Source organism: Streptosporangium sandarakinum (assembly GCF_013409935.1).
In the GTDB taxonomy this organism is placed as follows: Bacteria; Actinomycetota; Actinomycetes; order Streptosporangiales; family Streptosporangiaceae; genus Streptosporangium; species Streptosporangium nondiastaticum.
On record NZ_JACCCO010000001.1, the window covers coordinates 341,557 to 366,652 of the forward strand.

Annotated in this window: 19 protein-coding genes; 6 read left to right on the forward strand and 13 right to left on the reverse strand. The window is 73.7% G+C overall.

What is annotated here, in order from left to right; all coding sequences use genetic code 11:
• Positions 1-9 precede the first annotated feature (9 nt).
• Positions 10-801, forward strand: coding sequence for a tryptophan 2,3-dioxygenase (locus HDA43_RS01620; RefSeq protein ID WP_179817959.1), 792 nt, complete (start codon positions 10-12; stop codon positions 799-801).
• On the forward strand, positions 798-2,096 hold the full coding sequence (locus HDA43_RS01625) for an aminotransferase class V-fold PLP-dependent enzyme (RefSeq protein ID WP_246423883.1): 1,299 nt from the start codon (positions 798-800) through the stop codon (positions 2,094-2,096). Before HDA43_RS01620 ends, HDA43_RS01625 begins: the two co-directional genes overlap by 4 nt.
• A gap of 143 nt (positions 2,097-2,239) precedes the next feature.
• On the opposite strand, the gene soxR is transcribed toward HDA43_RS01625, so the two are convergent.
• From soxR to HDA43_RS01640, 3 genes are all read right to left on the reverse strand, one after another.
• A complete protein-coding gene (gene soxR, locus HDA43_RS01630; protein WP_179817960.1) occupies positions 2,240-2,737 on the reverse strand; it encodes a redox-sensitive transcriptional activator SoxR in 498 nt (165 codons plus the stop codon).
• A 35-nt stretch (positions 2,738-2,772) separates the two neighbouring features.
• Positions 2,773-4,203, reverse strand: coding sequence for an MFS transporter (locus HDA43_RS01635; RefSeq protein ID WP_179817961.1), 1,431 nt, complete (start codon positions 4,201-4,203; stop codon positions 2,773-2,775).
• 582 nt (positions 4,204-4,785) lie between these two features.
• The gene (locus tag HDA43_RS01640) at positions 4,786-5,976 is read right to left on the reverse strand and encodes an amidohydrolase (RefSeq protein WP_179817962.1); all 1,191 of its coding nucleotides are present in this window, start codon (positions 5,974-5,976) and stop codon (positions 4,786-4,788) included.
• Between the two features lie 103 nt (positions 5,977-6,079).
• Between HDA43_RS01640 and HDA43_RS01645 the strand changes: the two genes are divergently transcribed.
• From HDA43_RS01645 to HDA43_RS01655, 3 genes are all read left to right on the forward strand, one after another.
• On the forward strand, positions 6,080-6,820 hold the full coding sequence (locus HDA43_RS01645) for a GntR family transcriptional regulator (protein WP_179817963.1): 741 nt from the start codon (positions 6,080-6,082) through the stop codon (positions 6,818-6,820).
• 42 nt (positions 6,821-6,862) lie between these two features.
• Positions 6,863-7,972, forward strand: a complete 1,110-nt coding sequence (locus HDA43_RS01650; RefSeq protein WP_179817964.1) for a DUF5925 domain-containing protein — start codon at positions 6,863-6,865, stop codon at positions 7,970-7,972.
• Between the two features lie 272 nt (positions 7,973-8,244).
• Positions 8,245-8,703 (forward strand): MarR family winged helix-turn-helix transcriptional regulator, encoded by a 459-nt coding sequence (locus HDA43_RS01655; protein WP_179817965.1) that lies wholly within the window; start codon positions 8,245-8,247, stop codon positions 8,701-8,703.
• Between the two features lie 176 nt (positions 8,704-8,879).
• Here the strand turns inward: HDA43_RS01655 and HDA43_RS01660 are convergent, their stop codons facing one another.
• From HDA43_RS01660 to HDA43_RS01680, 5 genes are all read right to left on the reverse strand, one after another.
• Complete coding sequence (locus HDA43_RS01660) at positions 8,880-9,683, reverse strand: TIGR03084 family metal-binding protein (RefSeq protein WP_179817966.1); 804 nt, start codon at positions 9,681-9,683, stop codon at positions 8,880-8,882.
• Positions 9,684-9,750: 67 nt separating this feature from the next.
• Positions 9,751-10,980: a carboxymuconolactone decarboxylase family protein gene (locus HDA43_RS35700; RefSeq protein ID WP_179817967.1), complete on the reverse strand. Its 1,230-nt coding sequence runs from the start codon at positions 10,978-10,980 to the stop codon at positions 9,751-9,753.
• A gap of 103 nt (positions 10,981-11,083) precedes the next feature.
• The gene (locus tag HDA43_RS01670) at positions 11,084-12,736 is read right to left on the reverse strand and encodes an FAD-dependent oxidoreductase (RefSeq protein WP_179817968.1); all 1,653 of its coding nucleotides are present in this window, start codon (positions 12,734-12,736) and stop codon (positions 11,084-11,086) included.
• Positions 12,733-13,305 carry a DUF5987 family protein gene (locus HDA43_RS01675; RefSeq protein ID WP_179817969.1) on the reverse strand — a complete coding sequence of 191 codons (573 nt, stop codon included), beginning with the start codon at positions 13,303-13,305 and terminating at the stop codon, positions 12,733-12,735. The genes HDA43_RS01670 and HDA43_RS01675 overlap by 4 nt, the downstream gene beginning before the upstream one ends.
• 15 nt (positions 13,306-13,320) lie before the next feature.
• The gene (locus HDA43_RS01680; protein WP_179817970.1) at positions 13,321-13,884 is read right to left on the reverse strand and encodes a SigE family RNA polymerase sigma factor; all 564 of its coding nucleotides are present in this window, start codon (positions 13,882-13,884) and stop codon (positions 13,321-13,323) included.
• Positions 13,885-14,678: 794 nt separating this feature from the next.
• Here HDA43_RS01680 and HDA43_RS01685 point away from each other — a divergent pair.
• On the forward strand, positions 14,679-15,533 hold the full coding sequence (locus HDA43_RS01685) for a helix-turn-helix domain-containing protein (RefSeq protein ID WP_179817971.1): 855 nt from the start codon (positions 14,679-14,681) through the stop codon (positions 15,531-15,533).
• 289 nt (positions 15,534-15,822) lie between these two features.
• On the opposite strand, the gene HDA43_RS01690 is transcribed toward HDA43_RS01685, so the two are convergent.
• From HDA43_RS01690 to HDA43_RS01710, 5 genes are read right to left on the reverse strand one after another with little or no spacing between them, the layout of a single operon-like run.
• Positions 15,823-17,247: a cytochrome P450 gene (locus HDA43_RS01690; protein ID WP_312872892.1), complete on the reverse strand. Its 1,425-nt coding sequence runs from the start codon at positions 17,245-17,247 to the stop codon at positions 15,823-15,825.
• A complete protein-coding gene (locus HDA43_RS01695) occupies positions 17,244-17,783 on the reverse strand; it encodes a flavin reductase family protein (RefSeq protein WP_179817972.1) in 540 nt (179 codons plus the stop codon). Before HDA43_RS01695 ends, HDA43_RS01690 begins: the two co-directional genes overlap by 4 nt.
• A gap of 21 nt (positions 17,784-17,804) precedes the next feature.
• Positions 17,805-18,239 carry an acyl-CoA thioesterase gene (locus HDA43_RS01700; RefSeq protein WP_179817973.1) on the reverse strand — a complete coding sequence of 145 codons (435 nt, stop codon included), beginning with the start codon at positions 18,237-18,239 and terminating at the stop codon, positions 17,805-17,807.
• 3 nt (positions 18,240-18,242) lie between these two features.
• Positions 18,243-24,128, reverse strand: a complete 5,886-nt coding sequence (locus HDA43_RS01705; protein WP_179817974.1) for a type I polyketide synthase — start codon at positions 24,126-24,128, stop codon at positions 18,243-18,245.
• Positions 24,125-25,096: an enediyne biosynthesis protein gene (locus HDA43_RS01710; protein WP_179817975.1), complete on the reverse strand. Its 972-nt coding sequence runs from the start codon at positions 25,094-25,096 to the stop codon at positions 24,125-24,127. Before HDA43_RS01710 ends, HDA43_RS01705 begins: the two co-directional genes overlap by 4 nt.

Below are 25,096 nucleotides of genomic sequence, written 5' to 3' on the forward strand. Positions count from 1 at the left end.
CACGGGAGGATGAACATGATCGTTGACCAGTCGCAGGAGACGGCGTACCCCTCCTACCTGGCGCTGGACGAGATCCTGACGCCGCCGCTCGGGGGGCGCCCCGGCGGGTCCGGCGAGACGCTGCTCACCGTCGCCCTCCGGGCGCAGGGCCTGTGGTTCGGGCAGCTCCTGCGGGAGCTCGACGCGCTGCAGCGCGGGCTCGACCGCGGCGACGGCCCCGGGGCGCTGCGCGCCGTGGACCGGTCGCTGCGGATCCTGCGGGCGCTGGTCGCCCAGCTGGAGGTCGTCGAGCCGCTGGCCGCGTGGGAGCTGGACGGCGGTGAGACGGCCGGGCCGGGGTCCTTCGACCCGGCGGGGTTCCGCGAGGCCGAGGCGGTGCTGGGACGGCGCGACCGCCGCCCGCCGTCCGCGGGGCCGTATCCGGCGGACGGCCCCGCGGACGGCGGCGGGCGGGTGGAGGCGGAGGCGGCGACGTACCGGCCGTCGGTCTTCGACTCCCTCCTGGGCTACCTGGCGGCACATGGCTATCCTGTCCCGTGCGACCTGCTGTACCGGGACGTGTCGGCGCCGGTCGCGCCGTCGCCCGGCCTCCAGGACGTCCTGGTACGGGTCCACCGCGACGACGGCGCGGCGGCCCAGATCTGCGAGCGGCTGGTGGACCTCGACGAGGGCTTCCAGGAGTGGCGTTACCGGCATGCCATGATCGTGGAACGGGCGGCCGGCGACGACGCCCCCGATCCCCGCGGAGACGTGTTCGCCCCGGTCTTCCCGGACCTGTGGGCGGTCAGGAGCCTGCTTTGAACCATCGTGAGAACCCGCAGGGCCGACCCGGACGCCCGGACGGCGCAGACCTTCCCGCCCCGGACGCCCCGGACGGCCCGTCCGTGCCGGACGGTGACCGGTCGGCGCTGCTCGCGCCGCACTACTCGATGTTCCGGGTGGCGGAGCGGATGCTGCTGACCGGCCACTCGCACCAGGCGTGGCCCGACGTGGCGATGGCCGGCCAGGTGGAGGCGTTCGAGGACGCCGCCCGCGACGTGGACGCCAAGTGGGGCCGGGCGATGGCCAAGGCCGACGAGGTGCGGGCGGGGTTCCGGCGGTTCCTCGGCGGCCCCTCGGCCGAGCTGGCCCTCGGCGGCAACACCCACGAGCTGGTGCTGCGCTTCCTGTCGGCGCTGGATCTGCGGGCCCGGCCCCGGCTGGTCACCTCCGACGGGGAGTTCCACACGCTGCGACGCCAGCTCGGCCGCCTGGCCGAGGAAGGGGTGGAGGTCGTCCGGGTCCCGGCCGAGCCCGCCGGCACGCTGGCGACCCGGATGGCCGAGGCCGTCGACGACCGCACGGCCGCCGTGCTGGTGTCGGCGGTGCTGTTCGAGACCGCCCGGATCGTCCCCGGCCTCGGCGAGCTGGCCGCCGCCTGCGAGCGGCGCGGCGCCGAGCTGCTGGTGGACGCCTACCACGCCCTGGGCGTCGTGCCGTTCTGCATGGACGGGATCGACACGGCGTGGGTCGTCGGCGGCGGCTACAAGTATCTCCAGCTCGGCGAGGGCAACTGCTTCCTGCGCATCCCGCCGCACGCCGCCGGGCTGCGACCGGTGATCACCGGCTGGTACGCCGAGTTCGCCGAGCTGGCGGCCGACCACCGGGAGGGCACCGTCGGCTACCCCGCCGGGGCCGCCCGGTTCGCGGGGTCCACCTACGACCCGACGAGCCACTACCGCGCCGCCCGCGTGTTCGGCTTCTTCGCCGACCAGGGGCTGACCCCGTCCGTGCTGCGCCGGATCTCGCTGCGACAGCGGGGCCTGCTGACCGCCCGGTTCGACGCTCTGGACGCCCCGGAGGACCTCGTCACCCGCGACCGCGACGGCTCCCCCGGCGACTTCGGCGGGTTCCTGTCGCTGCGGTCGCCGTACGCCGGGCGGCTGCAGGCCGGGCTGGCGGAGCGGGGCGTCCTGACCGACAGCCGCGGGGAGTACCTGCGGCTCGGGCCGGCGCCGTACCTGTCGGACGCCCAGCTCACCGCGGCCGTCGACGCCCTCGGCGAGGAGGTCGCCGCCCTGCGGCGGGAGGCGGGGTCGCCGGTCCCCGGGTCCTGACCGGGCCGGGTGAGACGCGATGACGGCACCTGCGAGATGACGGCACCTGCGAGATGGCGGCCGGCGATCTGGTCCCGGCGTCGGGAGGGGGTGAGCCGCGCCGGGTTCCGTGCAGGCTCCGGTATGCCCCGAGTCCCGTGGAGTCACGTTTCTGGATCGTCATGCCACGATGGTCGTGTTCTCGAACTCTGGCTGGGCCGCTGGAGGCGTACCGGGCCGGGGCCGCGGCCGCCGAGGGTGTCGTCGGGGTTGAGGAGCAGGCATGCCTTCATCGACAGGCAGCCGCAGCCGATGCAGCCGGTGAGCTCCTGTTCGAGGCTTTCGATGACGCGGCGGCGTTCCTCCAGCTGCTTCTTCCAGCGTCGGGAGACTCGCTGCCAGTCCTTGTGGGTGGGGGCGCGGTCGGTGGGGAGGCCCGCGAAGACCTCGGCGACGTCCGACAGCGGGATGTGGAGCCGCTTGGCCACGATGATCAAGGAGATCCGGCGGAGCATGTGCCGGGGGAAGATGCGCTGGTGGGCGCCATCACGTTCGCTGAAGATCAGGCCCTTGCGTTCGTAGAAGTGCAGGGCGGAGGCGGGCACGCCCGTCCGGCGGACGACCTCACCGATCGTGAGATGGTCGTCTGGACTGACGTGCATTACCTCGCTCCTTGCCATGTCCGGGGCGCCGGCGGTCAGGTGGTCCGGCGGGACGCCGCGGCGCGGCCGTAGATCAAGACGGTCATGATGATCGACAGGACGAGACAGAGCAAGCCGACACCAAGCTGGGTCAGCTGCCAGGACCAGGTGAAGGCGTCCAGTTCCACGGCCTCCGCTCCGTCGGTGAGGCGCCCGGCGCCGATCTCGGCGGCGCGGGTCGCATCGTCGAGCTTGGCCGACAGGAGACCGACGAGAGAGGCGCTGTACGCGGCGATCACGAGGGCCTCGGCCGCTCCCCGCAGGGCGTTGAGGAAACCGGCCGCCATACCGACGGCGTCGGGGTCGACCAGCGCCATGGCCTGGCCGTCGGTGATGCCGAAGGACGCTCCCATGCCGATGCCGATCAGCACGAGCGGCGCCGCCACGACCATGACCGCGTCCTCGGCGTTCAGGGTCACCAGCCACAGGTTCCCGGCCGTGACCAGCAGCAGCGCGATCGTGATCAGCGGACGGGCCGGAACGCCCTTGTTCACCAGCGCCACCGCGGCCATGGGCATGACCAGCACGGGAGCGGTCAGCAGCAGCATCGTGACCCCGGCGGCCGCGGGAGACATGCCTGCCGCCGCCTGCAGATAAGTGGGCAGGAAGACCAGGACGCCCAGGAACCCGATGGAGGTGGTCAGGGTCGCCAGGCTCCATCCCAGGAAACCGCGGTTGGCGATCAGGGCGGGTGCCAGCACCGGAGCGGCGCTGCGCCGCTGGACGACGCCGAACACGACCAGGACGGCCAGACCTGCGATGCCGGTCACCGGGATGACCGGATGCGCCCAGCCGAGCGCGGGCGCCTCCAGCAGCGCGAACATCAACAGCGTCAGCGCGGCGACGAACAGGACACTGCCCGCCCAGTCGGTCCGCTCAGAGCCGGTCGCGCGGGATTCGCAGGCACGGGTCCCACCCAGGGCGACCAGCAGGCCGATCACGGTGAAGATCGCGAAGCCTCCCCGCCATCCAGTGGCGCCGATCAGCAACCCCGACAAGGTGGGGCCGATCGCGATGCCGACCCCGGCCATGGTTCCCATCAGGGCGAAGGCGCGATTGCGGGCGGCGCCCTCATAAGTGGAGGCCAGGATGGCACCGCCCGCCGCCATGATCCCGGCACCTCCGACGCCGGAGACGATGCGAAAGATGTCAGTGGCCACGATCACCGGGCTCAGCGCCGTCCCGAGAAATCCAGCCGAGAAGACGGACGCCGAGACGACGAAGACCCGTCGCCGCCCGATCCGGTCGGCGGTCGAGCCCGCGATGAGCGTCATGGCCGCGAAGGCCAGGTTGTAACCGGCGACGACCCAGTTCAACGGCGACCCGGAGGTATCGAGATCACGGCCGATGCTGGGGAGCGCCACCGCCGTCCCCGAGATGGACATCGCCACCAGGACGACGGCGACCAGGACCACCGGAAGCGTCAATCGAGAATGCCGATCCGCCAGGCCGGAGTGCGGGGCGGCCTCTGTGGCCGTTCCGTCTGTGCCGTTCGCCATGTTCGTTCGCTTTCTCTGAGCCCGCAGCAGACAGCGAAGACCTCACCAGCTCAACCGCTGTTGAGGTCAAATCCCCTGGTGAGAACCCACTTGTGCGAAGCGGCCATCGCAGCCTCAGCACAAGGGCTACCGGGGTGACGAAGGGGACAGATCCCTCTGTCCGAGGCGCCCTGCGGCTTCCGGACCGCTGGCGCTGCCGGGCATCGGCCGATCCCATTCCCGGCCGCGCGCCTCCGACGACGACCCGTGTTCCGAAGCGCTGCCGGCGGGGGGTGCCGGCGCTGGGCGAGCGCGGCGGTCCGCCGTGGCGGCCGGCCGCCGGCCCGCTATCCGGCGTCGAGCGCCCTGCTCGTGAACAGCGCGATCTCACCCTCGCTCGCCGTGCTCCGGTAGAAGGCGGCGTCGAGGCCGCAAAGGGCGAACCCCGTCCGCCGGTACGCGCGAACGGCGGTGACGTTGACGTTCGAGGTCTCCAGCCAGGCCGTCCGCGCCCCGCGGCGCCGGGGGCCGTCAGGTGAGGCGGCCGTCGCGGGCGACGATCCGGCCGGCCTTGACGACGAGGGACCGGCGCGGGCGCACGCACACCGCCTCGGCCGCGTTGCGGGCGTCCACCACCACCAGGTCGGCGTGGTCGCCCACGGCCGGGCCGTGGGCTTCGAGGCCCAGGGCGCGGGCGGCGCCGCGGGTGGCGGCGTCCAGGGCCAGCTCGATGTCCTCGTCGCGCGCGCCGGTGCCCCTGGCCTGGAAGAAGGCGCGCTCCAGCATGTCCCCGTCACCGAACGGGCTCCACAGGTCGCGGACGCCGTCGTTGCCCAGCGCCACCGGGACGCCGGCCTCGGTCAGGGCCCGCAGCGGCAGCACCCCCCTGGCCGGGGCGATGGTGGCCAGGGCGATCCCGGCCTCGGACAGGCCCTCGATCAGCCGGTCGCGGGTGGCCGGGTCGGCGTCGCCGAGCGCGAAGCCGTGGCTGATGGTGACCTTGCCGCCCAGTCCCAGGGCGCGGGTCCGCTCGATGATGAGCTCGAACTGCCAGGTGCCGAGCGTGCCGCCGTCGTGCAGGTGGATGTCCACGCCCGCGCCGTACCGCCCGGCCAGGCCGAAGATCGCATCCAGGTGCCTGACGGGGTCGCGGTCCACTCCGGCGGGGTCGAGCCCGCCGATCATCTCGACCCCCGCCTTCAGCGCCTCCTCCAGCAGCGTCTCCGTGCCGGGACTGATCAGCATGCCCGCCTGCGGGAAGGCGACGAGCTCGGCGGAGATCCGGCCGTCGAGGCGCCCGACGGCCTCGCGGACCGCCTCGACGGAGTCCAGGCCCACCAGCGGGTCGACGTCGACGTGCGACCGGACGTGCGTGGTACCGCAGACGATCATGTTCTCGAGCAGGGCGGTGATGTGGTCGGCGTTGGGGATGCCGAGCTCGGGCCGCCGCTCCTGGCCGTTGCGGATCTTGCCCATCAGGCCGGGGCCCGAGTTGTGCGGCACCCAGGGGCCGCCCCACAGCGTCTTGTCCAGGTGCGCGTGACCGTCGACGAGGCCGGGCAGCACGAGCCGGCCGTTCAGGTCCTCGACCTCGCCCGCGAAGCCGTCCGGCCCGCCTGCGCCGGGCGTGAGCAGCGCGGCGATCCGGCCGTCGCGGATCAGCAGGTCGGCGGGGCCCTCATGGCCCTGGATCCGGGCGTCGCGCAGCAGCAGCTCGCTCATGCTCTTCTCTGTCCTTCTCTCCCACGGTGACATCGCGAGATTAACGGTATACCAATAGCGGGGGCAATAGGCTGGCTCCGACGCAGGCAGGAAGGAGCGGAAGTTGAGCGCGTTGCGCGACCGGGCCTACGAGACGCTCAAGCGGCGCATCGTCGAGGTGGAGCTGCGGCCGGGCGAGCGGCTGGTGGAGCGCGACCTCGCCGCCGAGCTCGACGTCTCCCGCATCCCGCTCCGCGAGGCGCTGCACCTGCTGGCCGCCGAGGGCCTGGTGGTCATCGTCCCCAACCGGGGCGCCCTGGTCAGCCCGCTCACCCCCGCCGACGTGCGCGACCTGTTCGACGTGCGCGAGAGCCTGGAGGTACTGGCCGCGCGCCTGGCAGCCGGGCGGGCCGGGGCGGACGACCTCGCGCGGCTGCGCGGCTGCCTCGACCGGGCCCGCGACGCCGTACGGCGGGGCGACCGCCGGGGCATCGTGACGGCCAACGCCGAGTTCCACGCGGAGATCGTCGAGGCCGCCGGGAACGCCCTGCTCGGCACATTGATGCGCCCCCTCGACGCCCAGTTGCGCCGGTTGTTCCTGCTGACCTCCGAGCGCGACCCCGCCAGGCAGTGCACCGAGCACGAGGAGCTCTACACCGCGATCGCCGGCGGCGACGCCGACCGGGCGGCCGCCTGCGCGCTGCGCCACGTCGCCGACGGCCGCGAGCCGACGCTGGCGCTCGCCGGGCGGTGGGCCGCCGACATCGATCCGGTCGAGGTGACCCGCACCCGCCGCCGCCGTACCGAGCCGAGCGCCGCCGGCCGGCGCCCCGAGGACCCGGCGGCGTCGCCGGGGCTCCGGTAAAACCCGTCGAACTCCGCGGCGGCAGAAGGGATCATTGCCGTCATGTCCGTACTCAAGGAGGTCCCCTTCCGGCCGGAGCCGCGCCCGGCCGAACTGCCGATGAACGTATGGCTGGACGACGGCGACTCGGCGATCGACGTGATCGACGCGCTCGCGCTGTCGCCCTTCGCCACCGGCGCCCAGCCCTGGTCGCGCACCGCCTCCCTGGAGCGTGTCCGTCCCGGGGCGCCGCTGATGCCGGCCACCGGGACCTTGGTCAGGGTGGCGTCGGAGGAGGACGGCCGCGACTCGCGACTGGTGTGCGGGGAGGGCTGGACGCTGCGCGTGGTCCGGTACCGCAACCGGGCCGCCACGATCAGCGTGACCGCGGTCGACGAGGAGCTGGCCCGCTCGGTGCTGGAGGAGGTCACAAAGGACGCGGCGGAGCCCGTCCCCGGGAGCGACCACGTCGAGATGGGCTTCTGGTGGCAGGGCTCCCACGGCGGCCGCCGCTCCAGCAAGCCGATCACCGCCTCCCCCTGGGAGCGGATCAGCGGCAACTACGCCCGGTCCCTGAGCGGCCCGCTGACGCGCCTGATGTCCGTCACCCCCGCCGACGTGCGCGGCCGCCTGGTCCTGCTGCACGGCCCGCCCGGCACCGGCAAGACCACCCTGCTGCGGACGCTCGCCCACGAGTGGCGGTCGTGGTGCCAGGTGGACTGCGTGCTCGACCCCGAGCGCCTGTTCAACTCCCCCGGATACCTGATGGAGGTGGCGGTCGGCTCGGACGAGGACGGTGAGAACGAGAAGTGGCGGCTGCTGGTGCTGGAGGACTGCGACGAGCTGATCAGGTCCGGCGCCAAGGAGGCGACCGGGCAGGGGCTGTCGCGGCTGCTCAACCTGACCGACGGCCTCCTCGGCCAGGGACGTGACGTGCTGGTGGCCATCACCACCAACGAGGATCTGGCCCGCCTCCACCCCGCCGTGGTCCGCCCCGGCCGCTGCCTCGCCCAGATCGAGGTGGGGGCCCTGCCCCACGACGAGGCGGCCGCCTGGCTCGGCACCGCCGAAGGCGTCCACGCCTCGGGCGCCACACTGGCCGAGCTGTTCGCCCTGCGCGACGGCGTGGCCGGCCCGCCGGAGGCGCCGGAGGCCGTCGGCCTCTACCTCTAGTACGGTCCGGCGCCTCGGCGGGGCGGCCCCGGCGTCAGATCGCGAGGGTCTTGCGCAGGGCGTCGAGGCCGCCGCGGTAGATCCCGGTGAACAGGCCGACGGCCTCGTCCTCGTCCGGTGCCGGTGTGAGGTTTTCGGTGGTGGTGGGTCAGGCCCCGCCCGGCCCCGGACCGGCCGGTTCTGCTTGCAGAAGCCTCATGAGGGCGTCGGCCGGTATTTTCAGGAAGGGCTTATCCTCGACTCCAGTCGCATCCGGAAGGAGACCCGGGCCCATGACCGCCACGGATCCCGCGCTGACCGCCCTCGCCAACGGATGGGCGGCCCTCTACCTCCTGTACGGCAGGATCGAGGCGCGCATCGAGCGCGCCCTGCAGTCCCAGCACGCCCTGAGCGTGCGGGAGTACTCGCTGCTCAGCGTGCTCAGCCGCCAGCACGACGGCGAGGGCGGGCACCTGCAGATGAAGCAGGTCGCCGACGCGGTGGCGCTCAGCCAGAGCGCCACCACCCGCCTGGTCACCCGTCTGGAGGACCGCGGCCTGCTCTCGCGCTACCTGTGCCCGACCGACCGCCGCGGCATCTACACCGACGTCAGCGACGCGGGCCTGAAGCTCCTGCGGGAGGCCCGGCCGACCAACGACACCGCGCTCAGAGAGGCGCTCGACGAAGCCGCCAAGAACCCCGAACTGGCTCCCCTGGTCACGGCGGTCGAGGCGATGAGCCCGACGCGGTGACGCCCCGATCCCCTTCCGGCGCGGTGAGAAGAGGCGTCTCCCTGGGGCGTCGACACCAGGGGGCGGGAAGTTCCGGGGCAGGAGCCCGGAGGACACGGTCCGCGCGCGGGCCGCGCGCGGACCGCAAGACCCATGCGCGGGCCGCGTTCAGCGTTCAATGATCCACAGAACGGAACCTAACGCAGGGCGGGGGCGAACTGGCCCGGGGTACGGCCGGCGCCGGCCGGGCCCCGGTAGCACTGGGCGATGTCCAGCCAGCGGTCGGCCTCGTCGCCGACGGCGGTGACCGCGAGGTCGTCGCGGTGCCGGCGCCGGGTGGCCAGCAGGCAGAAGTCGGTCGCCGGGCCGCTGACCCGCTGCTCGGCGTCCTCGGGGCCGTAGGCCCACAGCTCGCCGGAGGGGCCGGTGATCTCGAAGCGGAACTCGGCGGCCGGCGGCGTCAGGCCCCGGGCGAGGTAGCCGAAGTCGCGGGTGAGGACGGCGAACACCACCAGGTGGCGCAGGCTGTCGGTCCGCTCCAGCTCCACGCCGAGGGCGTCGGCGATGTCCTGGCCGTGGGCGAACTGCTCCATGATGCCGGCGCAGGCCAGCACGATGGGCGGCAGCGGGTTGACCAGCCAGGGCACGACCTGCCCGGCGGGGACGGCGGCCAGGGCGGGCACCACGGCCTCGCGCTCGGCCCGCCAGCGGGCCAGCAGCACCTCGGGGGTGTCGTTCTCGTAGTCCTTCAGCGCGGCGTTCACCGCGCCGTCGAAGTTCTCCTGGGCCTTGGCGGTCATGGCCTTGAACGCCTCCGCGTCGGAGGCGGCGGTGCCGGCCAGCCGGAAGATGAAGGCCAGGTGGGCGATCTGGTCGGCCACCGTCCAGCCGGGGGCGGGGGTGGGCAGCTTCCACTGGTCGGCGTCCAGACCCGCCACCAGGCGGTCGAGCTGCTCGCCGTCGGCTGTCAGGTCCGCGAGTACGATCTCCAGGTCGGTCACGCGTCCGTCCTCCTCGTTGTCGTTTCCGTCGGGTGGCGCATCGGATGTCGTGGGGTGGTGCGGCCGGTCACGCCGGAGCCTGCCGGACGGGGTCCTCGCCGGGGGCGGGGACCGGATGACCGGCGGGAGCGGGGGCCGCGGCGGAGGCGGGTGGCACGGGTATCCAGGAGGCCACCCGGCGCGCCGCGGCCAGGGCGGCCCACGAGGTCAGCTCGACCAGCTCCCGGTCGCCCGCCCCGGTGGCCCGGAACTCCTCGACGGCCGCCCGGTCCACCTGGTGGGAGGCGAGCGCGGTGAGCAGGGCCAGGCGGCCCGCGGGACGCTCGGCGGCCGGCAGCCGATCCGCCGCGACCGTCGCCCACGCCCGGCTGAGGCCCATCGGCCCGCCGTCCCAGGCGGCCAGCTCGGCGGCGACCAGTTCCCGCACCCGGTGGGGCACCGAACGCCGGCCGTAGGCGCCGGCGGCGGCGGACGCGCGGGCGAAGGCGTCGGCGAAGTGCGGCACGCCGGCCGCCCACGCCGCCGCCACGCCGTCCGGTCCGTCCTCCGCGGTCGCGCCGTCCCCCGGCCCGCCGTACGGCCGGCCGCCCGCCGGGTCCGTGCCGCCCGCCAGGTCCGTGCCGTACGGCGGGTCCGGGAGCGGCGCGGCGGGGAGCAGGCCGGGTGAGGCGCCGGGCGCGGCGGTCCGGCGCGCCGCCGGGAGCATGAGCAGGCCGAGCAGCCGGGAGAGGGGGCGGCGCGCGGCCCCGGGCACCTGCGGCGGCAGCGGGGAGTCGTCGAGGAACACGTTCACCATGCGGTTCAGGTAGTGGAAGGTGACCGCCACCGCGGCCAGCTCCGCCGTCCGCTCCGCCGGGAGCGGGGCCGCGTGCCGCCGGGCCGTCTCGCGGGTCGCGGTCGCCCGCGCCCACCCGGTGATCTCCGGCGGGACCGGGCCGCCGGCGGTCCCGGCCGCGCGGGCCGGCGGGACCAGGCCGCGCAGCGTCTCGGTGTGGACGCCCGTGCAGTACGGGCAGGCGTTGGCCGCCGACACCGCGGCGGCGACCGCCTCCCGCTCCGCCCGGCGGGTCCGCCCGGCGGCCAGGAGCGCCTCGCGCAGCATCGTCCAGCAGCCGGCCAGCGCCTCCGGTGAGGGCGAGTGCAGGATCACCGGCGGGGCGAGCAGGCCGAAGTCGCCTTCGAGCTGCCGGTAGACCCGGGCGACGAGGCCGCGGGCGGCGCGTGGCCGCACCGGGGAGACGTGCCGGACCTGGATCAGTGTTCCCGGCCGCATCAGCCGCGCGAGCGTCCCGCCCATCGTCGTCTCCTCTCCCCCGCCGCCGGCGTCCCCGCCGGTCCTGTCGTCGATCTCGTCACGGACGCCCCCACCGGCTTCGCCGCCTGTGCGGTCGCCGGCGCGGTCACCGCCGCATGAGTTCCGGGACCAGCGTGGTGACGCCGCGACGGCCGGAGGCGGACCCGTCCGGGGCGGGCGCGCCGTAGGTGACCTCGACGCCGCGCTCCCGCGCCGCCTGGACGATGCCGGGCACGGCGCGCTCGGCCAGGGCGGCGATGGTCATCGCGGGGTTGACGGTCAGCGCGCCGGGCACGGCCGAGCCGTCGGTGACGAAGATGCCGGGGTGGCCGCGCAGCTCGTGCCGGTCGTCCAGGGCCGAGGTGTGCGGGTCGTCGCCGATGCGGCAGGAGGCCAGCGGGTGGACGGTGTAGGCGCCGACGAGGTCGTTGGTCCACGGCGTCACCGTGGCGAGCCCGTCGCGCTCCAGGATGTCCTTGACGTCGGCGTCGGCCATCTCCCAGGCGCGCAGCGTGTTGGCGGTCGGCTTGTAGCTGAGCCGGCCGATGCCGAGCATCTGCTGCGACAGGCGGTCGGCGTTGCCGCGGGCCGGCGGCGGGCCGAACACGCCCTCGTTGTCGTCCTCGATCATCTGGAAGATGATCAGCCACGACTGCCAGCGCTTCAGCATCTCCTTCTTCCCGACGCCGAACCATCCGGGGTTCGCGCCGGGCGCCTGGGCGAGGATGGTGCCGAGGCCGGGCGGGAAGTAGAGCTGTTCGAGGGAGTAGCGGGTGTACTCGGGCAGCGAACCGTCCAGCCGGTCCCAGTTGGCCACGGTCGGCCCCTTGCCGATCTGGTTGGCGGCGTAGGCCAGGCCGTCGCCGCGGTCCAGGCCGAGCACCTCGCGCACCCGGTCCTCGTTGAGGACGGCCGTGTTGAGCCTCTCGCCGTTGCCGGAGAAGTAGCGGCCCACGGCGTGCGGCATCGGGCCGAGGCCGGCCTCGCTGCGCTGCAGGATGACCGGGGTGGCGCCGGCCCCGGCGGCCAGGATGACGATCTTGGCGTCGATCGCGCCGTCGCCGGCGGTGACCCGGTAGTCCTCGTCGTCGACGACGCTGTAGTGGACGCGGTAGCCGCCGTCGTCGGTCCGCTCGATCCGCTGCACCTCGTGCAGCGGGCGGATCTCGGCCCCGTGGGCGAGGGCCGCGGGCAGGTAGTTGAGCAGCAGCGACTGCTTGGCGTCGAAGCGGCAGCCGGCCATCATCCAGTTGCAGTTGACGCACTTCTCCCGGTCCACGGCGGCCGGGACGGGGTTGGCCGTACGGCCGGCGTGACGGCAGGCGGCGGCCCACAGCCCCCCGGCGTACGTGGCGTCCTCCCAGCCCTGGTGGGTGATCGGGATGGACTCGGCGACCCGGTCGTACCAGGGGTCGAGGGTGTCGCGGCTGACGGCGGCGGGCCACATGCGGCGGTTGATGCTGCCGCGGCGCTCGAAGACGAAGCGCGGCGCGCGGGGCATGGCGGCGAAGTAGACGACGCTGCCGCCGCCCACGCAGTTGCCGCCGAGCACGCTCATGCCGTCGCCCACGACGAAGTCGAAGGCGCGGGTGTAGGACGAGCCGAGCTTGAAGTCGTGTTCGAAGTCGTCGCTCTTCAGCCAGGGGCCGCGTTCGAGGATGACGACCTTCGCGCCGCCGGCCGCGAGGTGGTAGGCGGTGATCGAGCCGCCGAAGCCGCTTCCCACCACCAGGACGTCGGTGCGTTCCGGGCTGCTCATGCGGGGCTCCCTGAGGGGGTCGTGTCCGGGTGCAGGTCGGCCAGGGGGCGGCCGTAGGAGTAGGCGGGGAACCGCCACAGGCCGTCGGCGTCGGGCCGGGTGACGCCCATCGCGGTCAGCCCGGGGTGACCGGCGGCGAGGGCGTCGGCGGTGTTCAGGTGGGCGGCGGAGTCGTAGGCCATGTTGCTGAACAGGGCGAGGCTGACCCACAGGTCCTTCTCGGGGTGGCCGGGGGCGGTGAGCAGCGCCACCAGCGCGGTACGGCCGGCGTGGTCCAGGGCCACGAACGGCGGCACGTCCTCCTCCAGCACGATCCCGTGCTGGGCGGCGTAGGCCAGGGCGTGCTCGTTCAGCGCCCGGGCGAAGTCACCGAGGCCGCCGGATATGCCGGTCGCGTCCCATTCCAGCAGCTCGATGGCGCCGGCGGCCACCGCGCCGCCGCCCGGCGCCGCGCCCGCGACGGCCCGATCCCCGGGCCAGCGCTTCTCACCGGGGATGATCGTGTCCGCGAACGCCTCAAGCGTCATGGTCCTGTCGTCCTGGGGTTCGTTCTGAGCTGGCGGGCGCATACGCGTTCCTCGCATCTAGTTGAGCTCGGGTTCTCCACATGGTCCGGACAACGCCTCGTCCGGCGCATCTTCCACGTTGCCGTCGCCCTCCGCCTGGAGGACCGAGCGGAGCGCGGCCAGGCCGCGGACGGTCTGGCTGCGCACGGTCGAGCAGCCGCTGCCCATCGCGCGGGCGGTCTCCTCGACGCTGCGGTCCTCCCAGTAGCGCAGGACGATGGCGGCCCGCTGCCGCGGGCCGAGGGCGGCGAGGGCGTCCATGAGCATCAGGCGGTCGCCCAGGGTGGCGTAGGGGTCGGTGGCGGGGGCGGACTCGGGGAGCGAGTCGTCGAGCACCTCCCGGGACCACCGGTGCGACCTGCGGTCGCTGATGAGCAGCCGTGTCATGACCGTCCGCGCGTACGCGTTGATCTTCTCGTGGTGGTCCAGCCGTTCCCAGTGCCGGTGGAGGGCCATCAGGGTGCGCTGGACGAGATCGTCTGCCTCGTACCAGTCGTCGGAGAGCTGGAACGCGGCGCGCCGCAGGGCGGGCCTGGTCGCCTCGACGAAGTGCGCGAACTCGTCGTCGCGTGTCCCGGCCATTGTTCACACTCCAAGAACGTCCAGTGAATATAAGACGTTAAAAGGGTTTAAATCTGACAAAAGGTTGTTTCGGCGCTTCTTGTCCGACCTCCTCACAATTGGCGCACATTTCCTGGTCAACAACCCCTAGAGCCCTCTGACCTGCCCTTACCCAGGGCACCCCGACCCCAGAAAACCGGCGAACCCGTTCTTCGCCCCGCGAAGCAGGCATACGCTCGCCAGGTGACCAGCTCGCAGACCGGCGACGAAGGGTCGCCGGCGGGCCGCCCCCGGGCCGCCCGCACCACCGGGCGGCCACCGGACCGCACGGCCCGCCGCCCCTTCCCAGATCCGCCCGGCCCGCGGGGCCGGTCGCGATAGAAGCGCGATAGAAGCGCGAAGGAACGCGGGGGGACGCTAGGGGAAAGGCGCCCGGACGGGGCGCAGCCGCGGAAGAAGAAAGCCGCTCCGGCGGTCTTTTTCCGCCGCCCGCAGACGGCGGTGGAGATATCGGCAAGGCACCCGTGACCTGCCCGGGGGAACCCCGGACACGCTCCGCTCACACGTCGTCACGGATATATCGCCCGCGTATCGGGGCGAATTAATCGGCGTCGCGATGCAGCGCCGGACGACCCCCACCGCGTGTACAGGTCGACGAAGAAAAAGGACGCAGGAAATAGATCCCAGGCCACTCCGGAGAAAGCGCTCGACAGCGCCGTCCGGACGCCGCCGAGCCTGGATGGATTCCGGCCTATTTCGAAGGCCCGTTCGTCCGGGCCTGTCCACCAGAAAGCCTCCGGACCCCAGGAGGAGCAATGGATGACGTAATCGAGCGAGCCGTTCTACGGGTGATCGAGAGTATGCACGAGAACCTCGGCGATCAGATCACCGTCGACGACATGGCACGGACCGCGATGTTCAGCAAGTTCCACTTCTCCCGCGTCTTCCAGCGGGTGACCGGACTGTCCCCGGGACGCTTCCTGTCCGCCGTACGGCTGGGCGAGGCCAAGCGGCTGCTCGCCTCGACCTCCCTGAGCATCACCAACATCAGCCACCAGGTGGGCTACTCCAGCGTCGGCACCTTCAGCTCCCGGTTCACCAGCAGCGTGGGCCTGTCCCCGAGCCGGTACCGGCTGCTGAAGAGCGTGACCGCGCAGTCCCTCGACGACGGCCGCGCCCGGGTCGCGCCGGGCCCGGCCGTGACGGTCCGCGGGACGGTCACCTCCCCGCTGAAGGACCGGCCGATCTTCGCGGGCCTGTTCCCCGACCGGATCCTGGAGGGCCGCCCCGTCTGCTACACGCTGCTCGACGGCCCGGGACCGTACGTGCTGGAGAACGTTCCCGAGGGCCGCTGGCACCTGATCGCGCAGTCCGTCGCCCCCGGATACGAGGACGCCGTCCGGCACCGGCCCGGTGACGGCGACGCGCTCTGCCTGGCGCGCCGGCCGGTCACCGTGGGACCGGACGCCGGGCCCCAGCTCGCCGACGTCGAACTGCGGCCGATGCGGCCGCTCGACCCGCCGGTGCTGCTGGCGCTGCGCGACCTGCTGTCGGCGTCGGACCCGGCGAGGACGGGCCGCCCGGCCGAGGAGGAGGAGCCGGACCGGCCGGCGCTCGCGGTGTGCCCGGCACGCCCGGCGGACGCGCTGACCGGCGGCGGCAGGTACTGACCGGAGCGGAGCACGGCGGCCCCCGGGTGGTGGAGACACCGCCCGGGGACCGTCGCGTTCCGCGTCCGCCGCGTTCCGCGCCCGCACGGAACGGCACGGAGCACGCAAAAGCACACGGGACAGCGGGACACGCGGGAGCTCGCGAGGACGCAGGGGATCGCGCGTGAGCACGCGGGCGCGCGAAGGCACCCCGAGCACGCGGGTGCGCGAAGGCGCGGCGGAGCACGTGTGAGCACGCGGAAACGCCCGTGTGGCGGGCCCCCTCGCGGGGGCCCGCCGTACGGGCTCGTCACACCGCGCGGACGGTCATCGGCAGTCCGCCGCGGACCCGCAGGGAGAGCATGGCCTCCGGAAACGCCTCGCGGCCGGGCAGGCCGGCCAGGCGCAACTCGCGGGCGACCATGGCGATGACGAACGTCGCCTCCATCATCCCGAGGTGGTTGCCGACGCAGAAGCGCGGCCCCGCGCCGAACGGGATGTAGGCGTACCTGGGCCGGGCGGCCGGCCTCTCCGGGTCGAACCGCTCCGGGTCGAACCGGTCGGGGTCGTCCCAGAAGGCGGGGTTCCGGTGCAGGGTGTAGGTGCTGACCACGACGTCGGCGCCGGCTGGCACGTGGTAGCCGCCGACCTCGTCGGCCGCCAGGGCCTTGCGGGTCAGGGCCCACACCGGCGGGTAGAGGCGCATGACCTCCTCGACGACCATCGCCGTGTACCGCAGCCGGTGCAGGTCCTCGTAGCGGGGCAGCCGGTCGCCCAGCACGGCGACGGCCTCCTCGCGCAGCCGCTCCCCTACCTCCGGGTGCCGGTCGATGAGATGGAAGGCCCACGACAGCGTGCTCGCCGTCGTCTCGTGCCCGGCCAGCAGCAGCGTGACCAGCTCCTCACGGAGCCGCTGATGGGCGGCGCACAGGTCGCCCGACGGCGGCACTCCGGAGCGCAGCAGCCGCGCCACCAGGCCGTCGCCGTCGCCTCCGTCGCCGTCCCCGGCGCGCCGGAGGTGGGAGGCGAGGAGGTGGTCGGCCACCCGGTACAGCTCCCGGCGGGCCCGGCGGAACCGCAGGTGACCGGGGAGCGGCAGCCACAGCGGCACCATGCTCAGCGACACCATCTCGAACATGGCCTGGTCCTGGACCGCCTCGAAGGAGTGCCCGATCGAGCCGAAGGCGCCGAGGTCGGCGTCGAGCAGGGTACGGCCCAGCACGCCGAGGGTCAGTCCGGTCATCTCCTCGGCGATGTCCACCGGCGGTCCGCCCGCGTGGGCCCGCAGCCGCGCGACCAGGCGGGCCGCCTCCTGGGCGACGGCCTCGTCCTGGCGGGCGATCCGCTTGTTCTGGAACATCGGCTGGATGGTGCGGCGCTGCGCACGCCACAGCTCGCCCTCGCTGGTCAGCAGCCCGTCGCCGATGACCCGGCGGGCCTCGGCCAGGCCGATGCCCTTGTGGTAGTTGCCGCTGTTGTCGGCCAGGACGTGCTTGGCGTGGTCGGGATGGTTGAACAGGTAGATCGACTTCGGGCCGATGGACAGCCGTACCGCGTCGCCGTACCGGGCGGTGGCGTCGGTGAACAGCCCGATGCGGTCGGTCACGAGCTTGGCGAACAGGCCCGGTGTGGCGCTGAGCGGGGGGCCGGGCGGCACCGCGCCGGTGCCGCCCGTGCGCGTACCCCGCCGTGCCGCGGGGGCGGCGGGCCGGGTGCGCTCCCCGATCAGGCTCACGCCGGGACCTCCCGCCAGTAGGAGGCGACCTCCCGGAACTGGCCCCGGTAGACCAGCAGGCCGTCACCGTCGGCCTGCTGCTCCATGCCCAGGACCTTCCCGATGAAGATCGTGTGATCGCCGCCGTCGTAGGAGCGCCACAGCTCGCACTCGAAGCGGGCGACCGTGCCGGCGATGAGCGGCACGCCGGTCAGCTCGCCGGGCAGCCACTCGACGGGCTCGAACTGCGCCATGCCCATCGGCCGGTAACGGTTGGCGAAGTGCCGCGCCTCCTTCTCCTGGCGGGCCCCCAGCACCGAGACCCCGAAGAACCCCGTCATGCTGAGGCACTGGTGCATGACCGCCCCCCGGTCGATGCAGACCAGCACCAGCGGCGGGTCGAGCGAGACCGAGGTGAAGGAGTTGGCGGTCATGGCGTGCGGAACGGGCCCTCCCGTCGTCACCACGGTGACACCGGTGGCGAAGGCACCGAACGCCCGCCGCAGCGCCTTGGCGTCATCCACCGTGGAAGACGTCGTAGATTGGTCGACTTTCACGCTGACCTCCTGGATCCGCGCCTAGTTGGCATACGGTTCGAGCGCCCGGACGAGCGGCTCGGGGACCCTGGCTGGTGCCGTGCGGGTGTTGGGTCCGCGCATGCAGGCCACCCGCTGTCTGCCGCGGGCGATGAGGATCTCGCCCTCCCCGTCGCCCTTGCCGAGCCGTACGTAGTCGAAGCCGAACTCCACCTGGGTCTGTCCCAGCTCCAGCAGGCGCATCCTGATGGACAGCTCGTCGAACGCGGTGATCTCGGCGAAGAACTCGCAGTCGACCTTGAGGGTGAACAGCTTCAGGTCGTCCTGCAGGTCGGCCAGGACCTCCGGGGCGCGTTCCTTGAGGAACATCTCCCGGCAGCGTCCCTGCCAGCGCAGGTAGTTGACGTAGTAGACGTTGCCCACGAGGTTGGTCTCCTCGAAGCCGACCGTGTGCAGGTATTCGTAGTACTTGCTCATGGCCTATGACCGCCCTTCGGGGTGCTCGTTCGCGGCCGGCGTCCGTTCCCCGGCGCAGATCGCGAAGACGACGGGGTCGGGGGTGTCCCGCAGGGTCGTGACGAGCGTCGCGACGCGTACGCCCTCCGCGGCGAAGACGGCCCAGGCGCCGTTCCCCTCCCCCGTCAGGGTCAGGGACGACTCCAGGGGCAGGCCGGCCCGCGTCAGGGACGCGGCGGCCGCGGCGACGCGCGCGGCGGCGGTGTCGGGGCCGTCGCCGGTGGCGGCGGCGACCCGTTCGGCGAGCGGGGCGTGCGGGCCCAGCAGGGCCGTCCACTCCGCGGGCGTCCGCCCGGCGGCCGGCGTGACGTCGCAGCCGAGCGTGCCGGGGGCGGCGACGCAGAGCGTCACGCCGGGGCCGTGGGCGACGGAGACCGTCGCGCCGCCGGCCTCGCCGCCGATCTCACCGCCGGTCCCCGGTTCGCCGGGCGTGACCGGGCGGCCGAGCGCCCTGCCCAGCCCCACGGCCGCCCGCTCCCGGGCCGCCTCGTCGTCCGCCGCACCGGCACCGCCGGCTGTGTCGGCCGTGGCGGCCGCGAAGGGCTCGACGGCGACCGCCACCCGGGCGCCGACGAGGTCCTCGACGGTCCGCTCCAGGTAGGAGCCGAGCAGCGGCGCCACCCAGGGGCCGCGTCCGTCCTTCTTCCGTACGGCCTGCAGCCGCAGGCCGTCCCAGCGCTCCACGACGTCGCCGGCCGGGGTTCGCACCGCGATGTCGTAGACGTACGTGTCGCCCTCGCGGCTGCGCTCGGTGGCGCAGTAGCGCAGCTCCCCGGCCGCGGCGAGCGCCGCGCCGCCCGCGTGCACCCGCTCGATCGCGGTGGGCAGCAGCGTGGCGTCCGGCACGCAGACCTGGTTGCCGTGCATGAGCGCGTCACGCATGCCCGGGTCCCCGAGGAGCAGGTCTCCGGGGAGGTAGCGGGCGAACCAGTCGCCGGGCTCCAGCGCCGCGACGTCGGCGTCGACGTGGCGGGCCGCGGCCCGGTGGTAGCGGCGCAGCCGGTGGAAGCGCCGCCCCTGGAACAGCACGTCGCCGTACATCTCCGCCTCCGGGTCCAGCGGCACCGCGGGCAGGCCGTCGGCGACCTGTCCGGGCGGGCCCTGCGGCGCGGGTTCGGCGGTGTAGGCGAGCCGGGCACGGAAGTGGTCCACGTCGAAGCCGGTCTCGGCGCTGCGGATCGTCACCGCGACGGTGTCGTCGTCTGTGACGGTCGCGGCGATCCGGAGCGTGGTGCTGCCGTCCGGCGGCACGATGATCGGCCGCAGGAACTCGGCGTGCTCGATGACCGGCGCGCCCTGCCGCCCGGTGGCGGCGTGGGCGACCTGGGCCATGGCCTCCATGCCGATCACCGCCGGGAACAGCAGGTTGCCGTCGAGGAGGTGGTCGGCGAGGTAGAGGTCGGTGCCGGGGTTGACCTCGACGTCGGTGACGAGCTCGACGTCGTGGTAGTGGATCAGCGGCTTGCCGACGAAGCGCAGCAGCGGCAGCGGCGGCAGGTCGTAGCGGACGGTGTCGATGCCCTCGGTGCGGCCGCTGATCACCACGACGGGCGGGACGTCGGGGTCGGCGACCAGGCGGCGCATGATCTGCACGCCCTGCTGCGGGGTGATCGGGCTGATGCCCTGGCGGGCCAGCCCCTCCACCACCGACAGCCGCTCGCCCATGCCGACGTCGGACCAGACCGACCACTCCATGCAGACGGCGCGGCAGCGGGGGTGCTTGTCGGCCACCTCCCTGGTGAGCTCGGCCAGCCACTCGTTGGCGGTGGCGTAGTGGGCCTCGCCGTGCAGCCCGGCGCGGCCGATGATGCTGCCGAAGGTGACGAGCAGGCGCAGCCCGGCGGCGTCGACGGCGTCGAGCACGTTGCGCAGGCCGTCCACCTTGGGGGCGAAGGTGCGGGCGAAGGCCGCCATGTCGAGGCTGGTCAGCGCGGCGGGCTCGTTGCGGCCGGCGCCGTGCAGCACGGCGGTGACCGGCCCGAGCGCCGCCTGGACCTCGGCGACGGCGCGGCGGACCTGCTCGGCGTCGGTGACGTCGGCCCGGGCGTAGTGGACGGTCACCCCGGCCTCGGCCATCCGGCGGAGGTTGGCGGTCAGTTCGGCGTCCCCGGCCGGGTCGGACCGGCCGAGCACGGCCAGCCTGGCGCCGCTGTCGGCGGCGACCGCCAGGGCGCACTCGGCGGTGATGCCCTTGCCGCCGCCGGTGACCAGCAGGACGTCCCCGGAGCCGAGCGGCTGCTCGGTGCGGGCCGGCCGTACCGGAAGGGCGCGCATGGTGGGCACCCGCCGCACGCCCGCGGCGTCGTAGTACGCCTCGGCGTAGCCGGTGGTGGCCGCGACCTCGTCTACCACCCAGCCGACGGCCTCGGCGGCCGCCGGTACGTGCACGATGGTGACGCGGAGCTGGGGGGTCTCCAGCTGGAGCGTCTTGGCCAGGCCGGCCGCGCCCCGGCCGTGCTGCACCAGCACGAACCGGGTGCCCGCGGGGCCGGCGACGGCCGCCTTGGCGCCGAGCAGCGCCTGCTCCAGGTCTTCCCGCCGGCACTCCGGCGGTAGGCACACCAGGACACCGGATCCGACTCTCCCGTTCTCGAGGGCCTGGCGCAGCGGTTCGGCGATCGGGGAGCCGGCGCCGGCGAACAGCCGCCACCTGCCGCTCTCGCGCACCGCGGGCCGCTCCGGCAGCGGCATCTCGTCCAGGTCGAGTGCGAACGGCCGGGCCCACGCCGCGGCGCCGGCCACGATCTTCGCGGGCTGCGCCTGGGGGGCCTTGGCCAGGCCGTCGAGCGCCTCGCCCAACTCCCGGAGGCTGGCGGTGGCGAGGTTCGTCGGGGCCTGCGCGGCGGGCACGCCCATCCGCTGGGTGGCCTGGTCGATGATGTGCATCACCGTGACCGAGCTGAGGTGCAGCTCGTCCAGCGGACGACTGTCCTCGGTGACCATCTCCAGCGGCAGCTCGGCGCGCTCGGCGGCCAGGCGGCGCAGCAGGTCGATGGTCGACTCGCCGTTCTGCCCGGCCCCGTTCTGACCGTTCTGCCCGTGCTGCCCGTGCTGCCCGGATCCGGCGGTCCGCTCCGCGGATGCCGGCGCCGTCGCCGGGTCCGCGACGCGGTGGGCCGCGCCGATCCCGATCTGCGGCGCCTGCTCGGTGGGGCTGGCGAAGAAGGAGAACTCCGCGCCCACCTCCAGGGGCCGGACGAGGCGGCCGTGGAACAGCTCCTCGTGGGCGAGGGGCACACCGGTGACGTAGGCGGCGCCGGCCACGCGCAGCAGCGAGGTCAGCGACTCGTCGTCGGTGTCCAGCGCGACCACCGGCACGTCGGTGATGTTCGCGGCCAGGCCGCTGAGCACCCGTCCCGGGCCGACCTCGACGAACAGGTCGACGTCGGGGGCGGCCTGCCGTACGGCCTGGGTGAACCGCACGGGCTCGGTGATCTGCCGCCGCAGCAGCGCCGGGACGTCGGTGTCCGGCGCCAGGTCCTCCCCGGTGACGGTGGAGACGACGCGGCGGTCCATCGGGCCGAAGTCCTCGTCGGCCAGGCGGGCGCCGAGGACCTCGGCCGCCGGGGCGACCAGTGGCGAGTGGAAGGCGTGCGACACCCGCAGCCGGGTCCAGGTCAGACCGGCCTCGGCGGCCCGGCGCCCGACCGTCTCGACCGCGTCGACGGGCCCGGCGACGACGGTCTGGCCGGGCCCGTTGTAGCCGGCGATGACGACGGGCAGGTCACCGATCAGGCCGGTCACCGTTCCGGGGGTGGCGCGGACGCCGGCCATGGTGCCCGAGGCGCTGTGCTCGGTCATGGCCTGCCCCCGCACGGTCGCCACGCGCAGCAGGGTGTCCTCGTCCATCGCGCCGGCCCAGTGCAGGGCCGACAGCTCGCCCAGGCTGTGGCCGAGCGCGACGTCGGCCTCCACGCCCAGCAGGGCGAGGGTACGCAGGCCGGCCATCGAGCCGGTGACGATGCGCGGCTGGGCGACGGCGGTTGCCACCGTGTCGCCGCCCGTGGGCAGCGCGGCCCGCAGGTAGATCTCCTCGACCTCGGCGAAGCGACGGCGCAGCGCGCCGCCGCTGGTGCCGCGGCCCGACCCCTGGCCGGGGAAGAGGTAGCCGACCCGGGCCGGGCCGCCGGCCCGGCCGAGGAAGGCGCGGCCGTCCGGGGCGAGCATGGTGGTCTCGCCCGCCTCCAGCGCGTTGATCAGGCGCTGGAGCTGCCGCTCGGCGTCCTCCGGCGAGGTGACGACCACCGCGGCCCGGTACGGCAGGTCGCGCAGCTCCCGCTGGAGCGTCGCGGCCAGGTCGGCGAGCTGGGCGTAGGACACCTTCGGCGCGAAGTCCGCCAGCTCGGTGAGCCGCTCGCGCAGCGCCTGCGGCGAGGCCGCGTCGGCCAGCAGCAGCTCGGCGTCCTGCAGCGAGGCGGCCAGGGCGCGGGTGCGGCCCGGCAGCGGGGAGCGCCGCCGGGGGGCGGCGTTCTCCAGCACCACGTGGGTGTTGATGCCGCCGAAACCCATGGCGGTGACGCCGGCCCGCAGCGGGGCGCCGTCCGGCCAGGGCTCGGCCTTGCGCAGTACGCGCAGGGCCGCGCCCTCCTCGGCCAGCACCGGGTGCGGGTCGACGCAGCCGACGGTGGGGGGCAGCACCTGCCCGTGCACCGCCATCACGGCCTTGATCAGGCCGGCCACGCCGGCCGCGGCCTTGGCGTGGCCGATCATGCCCTTGATCGAGCCGACCGCGGCGGGCGGCGCCGAGGGGTCGGCGGCGGCCCGGGCGCCGGACAGCGCCTTCAGCTCCGTCGCGTCGCCGAGGGCGGTGCCGGTGCCGTGACCCTCGAACAGCGCGACGGTCTCGATGCCGAACCCGGCCCGCTCGTAGGCGCGGCGCAGGGCGAGCTGGTAGCCGCTGACCTCCGGCCGGGTCATGCCGCCCCGGCCGTCGGAGGAGATGCCCCAGCCGGCGACGGTGGCGTAGATCCGGTGCCCGGCGGCCAGAGCGTCGCTCTCGCGCATCAGGACGACCATGCCGCAGCCCTCGCCCGGCCAGAAGCCGTTGGAGTGGCGGTCGTAGAGGCGGAAGTCGTTCTTGGCCAGCGCCCCGGTCTTGGCGAACCCGACGATCTCGAACGGGTCGATGGACAGGTCCACCCCGCCGGCGACGGCGACGTCGATGTCGCCGTCGGCCAGCGCCTTGCCGGCGGTCACCACCGACAGCAGCGACGACGAGCAGGCGCCGTCCACGGTGTAGCCGCCGCCGTTGAGGTCGAAGTGGTTGCAGATCCGCCCGGCGATGGTGTTGGACAGGCCACCGGCGAGGGTGTCCTCGTCGATGGGCGGGAACGGGCTCTTGTAGGCGGCCTCGTAGTCGGCGAGGAACGCCTCCAGCCGCTCGTCGTCCCAGCCCTGCTCCTTCAGCGCCGCGGCGAGGGTCCGGCGCACGTACGGCCAGCGCAGCCGCAGCACGTTGGCCCGGGTGAACTCGCCGGTGAGGGTGTTGCCCACCACCACGCCGGTGCGTTCGCGGGGCAGGCCCTCGGCGTCGGGGAAGCCGGCGTCGGCCAGCGCCCGGCCGGCCGTGTCGAGGGCGAGCCAGTGGGTCAGGTCGGTGGAGCGGTAGGTGCTGCCGGCGACGCGGTAGGCGAGCCGGTCGAACTCGTAGCCCTCGATGACCGCGGCGGTGCGGGCGTAGAAGCGGTCGGGGGCCGAGGGGTCGGGATCCCAGTAGTCGTCGAGCCGCATCCGCACGTCGGGCAGCCGGCGGAAGGCCCGCCGGCCGGCGACGGCGTTCTCCCACAGCTCCCGCGGCGAGGTGGCATCCGGGTAGCGGCATGCCATGCCGACGATGGCGAGCCTGGTCATACCTTCGCGACCTCTTTCCGGGCCGGGGCGAGGGCCTGCTCGGCCGCCGCGCTGACCTGGGCGGCGTCCCGCTCGCGGGCCTTGGCGACGATGTGCAGGGACCACAGGAAGGCGCCGCGGATCAGGCAGACCGTGGCGGTGGCGAAGAAGATGCCGTAGGGGATGCTCATACCGGTCAGCAGGCCGTACACCAGGGCGACGCCGCCGCCGAAGGCGACCTGCGACAGCGGCTTGGACGGCGTGGTGCCCGGGTCGGTGATCATGTAGTTGGTGAACAGGACGAACGCCACGCCGGTCATCATGGCCAGGCCGCCGAGGAGGGCGACGTCGTCGAGGATGACGCTGCGCACGACGGCCTGCAGGGCGAAGCCGATCACCCAGGCGCCGATCAGCCACATGCGGTTGGTCAGCTTGGCGTTCAGCATGGTGCCGAAGAAGATGATCACGCAGGGGATGATCCAGTCGATCGGGTTGGTGACGTTCTCACTGAAGTGGTACGGCGGCGCGATGCTGGCCCAGGGGAACAGCAGCAGGATGACGGCGATGCCGAAGTTGGAGGGGTTCATCACGTGGCGCAGCCGGCCGCGGACGGGGGCCCGGATGACCCACTTGGTGCCGACGGCGACGACGACGCCGAACATCATCACCAGGATCTGGTCGTTGACGTAGATCAGCATGTTCATCGCGATGCCGCTGATGTGCGCCGGGTAGAGGAACTCCACCAGGCCGCGCGGGCCGTTGCCGCTGAAGCGCGGGGCGCGGCCCTCGACCTTGGCGCCGATCAGCTCCAGGACGATCTCTGTGGTGTAGGCGGTCGCCAGGGCGACGAGGGGCCAGGTCCAGGGCTGCTCGAAGCCGAGGACGGTGTAGCCGAGGATGTTGAAGACCGTGATCGAGAGGGCGAACCGGCGCAGGGCCGTGATGACCTTCGGGTCGTGCCGCGGGGGCGTCTTGGCTTTCTCGGCCAT

Excerpts from the sequence above, each read along its gene's own strand:
- HDA43_RS01620 (WP_179817959.1), top strand. The coding sequence starts at position 10 with ATGAACATGATCGTTGACCAGTCGCAGGAGACGGCGTACCCCTCCTAC.
- soxR (WP_179817960.1), bottom strand. The coding sequence starts at position 2,737 with ATGCACGTCAGTCCAGACGACCATCTCACGATCGGTGAGGTCGTCCGC.
- HDA43_RS01640 (WP_179817962.1), bottom strand. The coding sequence starts at position 5,976 with ATGAGCGAGCTGCTGCTGCGCGACGCCCGGATCCAGGGCCATGAGGGC.
- HDA43_RS01650 (WP_179817964.1), top strand. The coding sequence starts at position 6,863 with ATGTCCGTACTCAAGGAGGTCCCCTTCCGGCCGGAGCCGCGCCCGGCC.
- HDA43_RS01655 (WP_179817965.1), top strand. The coding sequence starts at position 8,245 with ATGACCGCCACGGATCCCGCGCTGACCGCCCTCGCCAACGGATGGGCG.
- HDA43_RS35700 (WP_179817967.1), bottom strand. The coding sequence starts at position 10,980 with ATGGGCGGGACGCTCGCGCGGCTGATGCGGCCGGGAACACTGATCCAG.
- HDA43_RS01670 (WP_179817968.1), bottom strand. The coding sequence starts at position 12,736 with ATGAGCAGCCCGGAACGCACCGACGTCCTGGTGGTGGGAAGCGGCTTC.
- HDA43_RS01675 (WP_179817969.1), bottom strand. The coding sequence starts at position 13,305 with ATGCGCCCGCCAGCTCAGAACGAACCCCAGGACGACAGGACCATGACG.
- HDA43_RS01680 (WP_179817970.1), bottom strand. The coding sequence starts at position 13,884 with ATGGCCGGGACACGCGACGACGAGTTCGCGCACTTCGTCGAGGCGACC.
- HDA43_RS01685 (WP_179817971.1), top strand. The coding sequence starts at position 14,679 with ATGGATGACGTAATCGAGCGAGCCGTTCTACGGGTGATCGAGAGTATG.
- HDA43_RS01700 (WP_179817973.1), bottom strand. The coding sequence starts at position 18,239 with ATGAGCAAGTACTACGAATACCTGCACACGGTCGGCTTCGAGGAGACC.
- HDA43_RS01705 (WP_179817974.1), bottom strand. The coding sequence starts at position 24,128 with ATGACCAGGCTCGCCATCGTCGGCATGGCATGCCGCTACCCGGATGCC.
- HDA43_RS01710 (WP_179817975.1), bottom strand. The coding sequence starts at position 25,096 with ATGGCCGAGAAAGCCAAGACGCCCCCGCGGCACGACCCGAAGGTCATC.